Source organism: Baaleninema simplex PCC 7105 (genome assembly GCF_000332355.1).
Classification (GTDB): Bacteria; Cyanobacteriota; Cyanobacteriia; order Cyanobacteriales; family Geitlerinemataceae; genus Baaleninema; species Baaleninema simplex.
In genome coordinates this window covers 611627-617475 of record NZ_KB235959.1, presented here as the reverse complement: position 1 = coordinate 617475, position 5849 = coordinate 611627, and the positions used below count along the sequence as shown (strand labels likewise).

The 5849-nt window shown below is 49.9% G+C and carries 7 protein-coding genes and 3 pseudogenes; 2 read left to right on the top strand and 8 right to left on the bottom strand.

Annotated elements, in window-relative coordinates; all coding sequences use genetic code 11:
• Both GEI7105_RS31965 and GEI7105_RS31960 read left to right on the top strand, forming a co-directional pair.
• A partial coding sequence (locus GEI7105_RS31965) for a hypothetical protein (protein WP_158413250.1) occupies nucleotides 1-207 on the top strand: 207 nt, incomplete at its 5' end.
• 168 nt (nucleotides 208-375) lie between these two features.
• Nucleotides 376-825, top strand: a pseudogene (locus tag GEI7105_RS31960) (transposase); the annotation flags it as partial.
• A gap of 16 nt (nucleotides 826-841) precedes the next feature.
• Here the strand turns inward: GEI7105_RS31960 and GEI7105_RS0122665 are convergent.
• The 8 genes and pseudogenes from GEI7105_RS0122665 to GEI7105_RS35350 all read right to left on the bottom strand — a co-directional run.
• Nucleotides 842-1300: pseudogene (locus GEI7105_RS0122665) on the bottom strand (DEAD/DEAH box helicase family protein); the annotation flags it as partial.
• A 377-nt stretch (nucleotides 1301-1677) separates the two neighbouring features.
• A pseudogene (locus GEI7105_RS0122660) lies at nucleotides 1678-1902 on the bottom strand (hypothetical protein); the annotation flags it as partial.
• The gene (locus GEI7105_RS0122655; protein ID WP_017662697.1) at nucleotides 1899-2942 is read right to left on the bottom strand and encodes a PDDEXK nuclease domain-containing protein; all 1044 of its coding nucleotides are present in this window, start codon (nucleotides 2940-2942) and stop codon (nucleotides 1899-1901) included. The gene GEI7105_RS0122655 and the pseudogene GEI7105_RS0122660, both read right to left, overlap by 4 nt.
• On the bottom strand, nucleotides 2939-4087 hold the full coding sequence (locus GEI7105_RS0122650; RefSeq protein ID WP_071592105.1) for a restriction endonuclease subunit S: 1149 nt from the start codon (nucleotides 4085-4087) through the stop codon (nucleotides 2939-2941). The genes GEI7105_RS0122655 and GEI7105_RS0122650 overlap by 4 nt, the downstream gene beginning before the upstream one ends.
• Entirely contained in the window at nucleotides 4087-4221 is a 135-nt protein-coding gene (locus tag GEI7105_RS40600; RefSeq protein ID WP_017662695.1) for a hypothetical protein, read from the bottom strand. The genes GEI7105_RS0122650 and GEI7105_RS40600 overlap by 1 nt, the downstream gene beginning before the upstream one ends.
• Before the next feature lie 59 nt (nucleotides 4222-4280).
• Nucleotides 4281-4646, bottom strand: coding sequence for a GIY-YIG nuclease family protein (locus tag GEI7105_RS31955; protein ID WP_035493672.1), 366 nt, complete (start codon nucleotides 4644-4646; stop codon nucleotides 4281-4283).
• 159 nt (nucleotides 4647-4805) lie between these two features.
• On the bottom strand, nucleotides 4806-5564 hold the full coding sequence (locus GEI7105_RS31950; RefSeq protein WP_017662693.1) for an HsdM family class I SAM-dependent methyltransferase: 759 nt from the start codon (nucleotides 5562-5564) through the stop codon (nucleotides 4806-4808).
• A partial coding sequence (locus GEI7105_RS35350; protein WP_144054012.1) for a zinc ribbon domain-containing protein occupies nucleotides 5488-5849 on the bottom strand: 362 nt, incomplete at its 5' end. The genes GEI7105_RS35350 and GEI7105_RS31950, both read right to left, overlap by 77 nt.

Genomic DNA, 5849 nt, shown 5'->3' with positions numbered 1-5849 from the left:
GAGAGGGGGAGAGGGGGAGAAAGGGAGAGGGGGAGAAAGGGAGAGGGGGAGAGGGGGAGAAAGGGAAAGGGGGAGAGGGGGAGAAAGGGAGAGGGGGAGAAAGGGAGAGGGGGAGAAGGTTGCAGGTTACTCGTTGTCGTGCAGTTTATTATACGGTCGAAATTCGCGTTTTACTACTCGCTTTTTATCTCAAGAAACGGTTTTTAAAAGTAGCGATCGCATCGGGTGCATCTCACTTTTGCAAAAACATCAGTTTTGGGTGGAAAAATTCCCAATTAGCACTTCCGGTATAAGATCCCCGGCATCTTGGAGATGCCGGGGATCTGGAAATTGAGTGCGCCCAATTCGATAAATTTACATTTTTGAGATGTACCCCTGTCACGTCTACAAGGAGAAAGAACCTTTGCTATCGTCATGAATGCAAGTTCTTATGCGGACGCGACAGAAATTGATTATTTTATCACGAATGAAGACTCCGAAAAAGTGACTGCCGAATGGGTCGTGAACACTTACTCAGGGCGAAACTGGGTAGAAGTCTTCTATCGGGAAGCCAAAGGATGGTTGGGTTGGAGGGAATGCCAGGCGAGAGGTTTGAAGAGTTTACAGCGGCATTTAATTTTGGTATTTTGTGCCTACACTTTTATCCTTTGGCATAAGTTGACGGGCGGTTTACGAAGGAAGTGGGCGAACCAACCTTTGGAAACTTTTGTAGATGCTTTAGAGGCTTTTCGGACAGCCATGTCTTTTCGTTTTGTGGCATGGCTGAACGAGAATCGAGACCTGTTTGCCGCTCACAAAGCGCGTTTTGGCTTGGTTTGGGCTTGAAATTTGTTTAAGTACCGTTAAAGGCTTGGTTGGCGAGGATGTTGCGATCGGCCAGGAACAGAATTCGAGGGCGACGAGTCGGCTGGCGGCTGAGGTTCCAGCGGCTTTGAAAGAGTTTCCAGGCGATTTGAAAGGCGATGAAGGTTTTTCCGGTTCCCGTGGCTAGGGTCAACAGGATGCGATCGCGCCCGGCTGCGATGGCGTCTAAGGCTTTGGCGATGGCGTTGTGCTGGTAGTAACGAGCTTCCCAAGTGCCGCTTTTGTCCTCGAAGGGGACATCGGCGAAGCGATCGCGCCAGTTATTGGGGTGCGGGTAGGTCATTGCCCAGAGTTCATCGGGGCTAGGATAACGTTTGACCTCTCCCTCCGCGCCAGTGTGCATATCGATACGATAGAGGCGATCGCCGTTGGTGGAGTAGGCGTGGCGGACTTGAAGGCGTTCGGCGTACTCTTTCGCCTGTTGAACGCCTTGCGTGTAGTTTGACACTCCCACGAATAGAATTCGTGGGATTCTTGGCTCAACGATCTGGCTTACACATTTGCCTCGGAAGTCAAATGCCCAGAGGCCAATATCACGCCGGCGCGTTCGCCCCCATTTCAGAGAGCCTGTTTCGGTATGCCCTACCGTACAGTGGAGTGCCAAAAAATTGAGTCTCCGTGCTTGACGCTTAAAGTTTTTACCCACACGAGCTATTTTCCGCGCGGAACCGCCAAACTTCAGTAATCATCGGTTCTCACCTTTCGGTGCCAGGTTTTTTGTGAGGTTAGCTACCTGTACCTCAATCCGGATTTGAGCATCGAAGCTTAAAAGCTTCAACGCGTTCGTCCCACGCTTAAAAGACGTGGGCTTTGCTCCCTCTTCTGTAACTCGTCGGATTTGGCTTCGATGACGGCAAGTTTTCGGTTGCGATAGACCAGGACGTAATCGGCGTATTTGGGCTTACCTCGTCTCCCATTGCCAATGAGACGACCGGGGGCGATGAGTTCGCGGCGAACGCGACTCCCTTCGATGACACCCCATCCCGCTTCTTTGAGGGCGGGGTCGATAAGTTCGGCTCGGGTTTCGGCTTCGTTCACGGCAGTTCCTCCGGGTTGGCAAATCGTTTTTTAGCAGCGGCGATCGCTTGGCTGAGCTTGGCTTGTAGTACCGGTTTGGGAGGCAGCACCGTCAGATATTCGGCGACGTGGATGCCGCTTTTGTCCAGTTCCAACAGTTCGATTTGTTCGGGTTGCTTTCCGGCACAGAGGATAATGCCCAAGGGCAGAGCTTCATCGGGTTCGCGATCGTGCTTGGCAAGCCAGCGCAGGTAGAGTTCCATCTGACCTTTGTATTCGGCTTTGAAGCGTCCGAGTTTGAGGTCGATGGCAACGAGCCGTTTTAGCTTGCGGTTGTAAAACAGCAGGTCGATATAAAAATCGTCGTTGTCGATTTGCAGGCGTTTTTGACGCGCAACGAAGGTAAACCCCGCCCCCAGTTCGAGGAGGAACTGTTCGAGGTCGCGCAGGATGGCATCTTCGAGGTCGGTTTCGAGATAGCGATCGCGCAGTTGCAGGAAATCGAGGATGTAGGGGTCTTTCAGCAGCAAGTCGGGAGACACCCGATCGTCTTGGCTGAGGCGATCGAGTTCCTGGCGGATGGCGCGATCGGGTTTGCGAGAGAGAGCCGTGCGCTCGAACAGCATTGAGTCGATGCGCTCGTTGAGTTGCCGAACGCTCCAGCCTTCAAGTCGCGCGAGTTCGAGGTAAAAGTCCCGCTTTAGGAAATCGTCGATGCTGCTCAGCGTCCGAAAATGGCTCCAGCTCAATTGTGAACACACTGCGTTCACTTTTTCCCGGTCGGGGAAAGCTTCGGCAAAGCGAACGCAGTGCCACAGTTGCCGTTTGCTCCAACCTCTGCCATAGGCTTGGGTAAGTTGTTGGGCGAGGGTGCTGACGATTTGTTTGCCGTACCTGGCGCGATCGCCGTTGAGAATTTGACGGTGGATGCGATGTCCGACGTGCCAGTAGAGGAGCGTCAGTTCGGCGTTGACGGCCGTGGCGGCACGCTGCTGGGCGGTGTCGATGAGACGGCGAATCTCGTCGAACAGTCCGGCAGCGTTGGTATCCAGTTCGCTCACGCCACGTCCTCCTTAATTTGAGGATTGGTGAGTTCTCCGGTGAAGGCTTTGTGCAAGATGGATTGTTTGAGTTCTTGCAGAGCTTCGAGTTTGCGTTGGTAGATGGATTCGAGGCGTTGCGTAGCTTCCGACAAAGCATCAAGTCTGGAAACCAAAGATTTTTGAAGTTCTATGTCTGGAAAAGGAAACAACTGATTCTTAAAAGTTCCCATATTAATATTATCTTGTGCGCTACCCTTCCTTTTTTTTTGTAAGACTACTTTAAATGCCTGAAGCATATACTCAACGAACATATTATTTGCTTGGCAATCATCTACCACTAAGCAAATAATGCTATCTGGTACACAAGCATTAAAATCCAATACTCCTGTTTCTGCAATGTTTGCTGCAATCGTTATGCAGACGGTTCCTTTTGGCCATAACTTACTCTGTGCTAATCCAACTTCATTATAAGTTTGGGAATATTCTGAGATAATATGATTTGATTTCCGAATATCTCCTGTTTGAATAAAGGGATATTGTCCCCCATAAAGTTTTTTGTCATTACGGGGTCGATGTTTAGATTTACCTCTTCCGAATTGAGTTGAGACTTCTTTAAGTGTTTTCTCAATCCAGTCATCGCCTTTCTGGGTAAAGATGGCGTTGAGGTAGCTTTCAAAGAGTTCGCGGGCGTTGGCGAGGTTTTTCTCGGTGTTGGCGATCGCGCGATCGATTCCCTCAAACGCCTCATCCAGTATCGCCACAATCTGTTTTTGTTCAGAAAGTGAACAAGGAACTTTTACTAATTCTTTATGTACGATATTTCGATTAAGTGTTGGTACGCCGCTACCACTTGCAAATCGGTTTAGATTTAGATTTTTGAGCAAATAAAATATAAATCGAGGATTATTGCCATGAAAGTCTTTTACATAAAGCGTTGTATTGAGAGGCCAGAAATCCTCATCGACAAAAAACACAGATCCGATACTTCCACTTCTTCCTGTAACAACATTTGGACTTTTAACTTTAGCCTCAGAATGAGTATCAATACAGCCACTTGAACTAAATAAAGGATAACAGCCTTGTTTTCTAGATTTTTTAGGTAAATCGAATCCTCTTTGAAGAGTACAGACTGCCCCTAATTTTCTTTTAGTCCACCCCTTCATCAAATCATCCCTCCAATTTCAGCCAAAATTTCCACACTCTCGTTATCTAATGCCGCAATCTCCAACAGACATCTATTCATTTTCAACATAAGCCGGGCTTCGGCTTCGCTCAGCCCTCGTTGGCTCGTTTTCATGGGTTCGTTTTCATGGATTGGTTCTCGTGGGTTAGTTCTCATAGGTTGGTTCAGTTGACTTAGCTCTCACCAGAATGGTATTGGGGGTGGTTGAGCGGAGCCGAAACCACCCCCGCCCCAGCAGTGGAAGCCCTTAGATAATGTGAGTCGTTCTGACATTCTGCTAAAATATGAAGCCGATCCCAATCACTATTTATTAGCGAGATTTTCTTCTTACGGCTCCATCCCTGTACCTGCTTTTCTCGATAAAACGCATCCGCCACGCGATCGTAATACTCCGCATACACCAACTTCACAGGCAATCGTTTTTTTGTATGATTTGCCCCAAAACCATTTTGATGTTGCCATAAGCGCCGAGATAAATCCTTCGTGCTTCCTGTATAAAAAGAACCATCCGAACATTCAAGGATATACATATAAGGCATTACTCAACTCTATCCTCTTCGAGCAACCTAACTTCAGCATATTGACAAATACGAGTCCATTTGAACCAACCCGGTATTTGAACCAACCCGGTATTTGAACCAACCCGGTGGTTGAGCGAAACCGAGTCCACCTGGTGGTTGAGCGAAGCCGAAACCACATCAAATCATCCCTCCAATCTCAGCCAAAATTTCCGCACTCTCTTGATCCAACACCGCAATCTCCGCCATAATCTCAGACGGCTCTCGCAACGGGTCTTCCTCCGGCGCGTTCGGATTCTTCACCGACAAATCGAACGTCTCGCGATCGATATCCGCCACATCCACCGTCCACGACTTCTCGGACTCTGCAAACGTCGCCTGTAACTCGAGAAACTCTTGCAAATCCTCATCGTTGAGGGGGTTGGTTTTCCCCAGGTTGCGCCCCGGATCGAGTTGGTAATACCAAATTTTCTCCGTCGCCATCGGCGTCGCAAAACGTAACTGTCCGTCAGCGTCCTGAGTGGGTTCCGTTCCCCACTGCTGGCGATCGCGCTTCTCGAAGAACAGCACCACCGTCTTCACCCCCGCCCCGATAAACGTTCCACCGGGACAGTCGAGAATCGTGTGGAGGTTGCACGTCGTCAACAACTCCTCTCGCAGCGACGTTGAAGCATTATCCGCGTTCGAGAGAAACGTATTTTTGATAACGATCGCCGCGCGTCCGCCTTGCTTCAGCATCTTGATGAAGTGCTGCAAGAACAGAAACGCCGTTTCCCCGGTTTGAATCGGGAAATTCTGCTTGACCTCCTTCCGTTCCTTCCCCCCGAACGGCGGATTTGCGAGAATCACCTCAAAACGATCCTTATCCTGAATATCGCTGAGACTCTCCGTCAGCGTGTTCGTGTGGACGATGTTCGGCGTGTCGATGCCATTTGACATCCTCTCCCAGCAACCCGTTCCGGGTATGCAGGGAGATTCCTTGGGTCGCCCCAAAGATTTCCTGCTTCAACAGGTGCCAGCTAGACTGAGCCAACTCAGCCCCCGCCGCCTCCCCTCCACAGGCAGTTTCGATTCCCCGTTGCCCACGGGTACAGATAACTTGTCCACTCGCCACATCACGGGGCTTTGTTGACCCGCAGTTGTGACAGTGATGAATCCGAGTTGAGAGGTCTTTGCGAACCTCCACTCCACAATCCGGACATTCCTGAGAAGTGCCACGGGCAT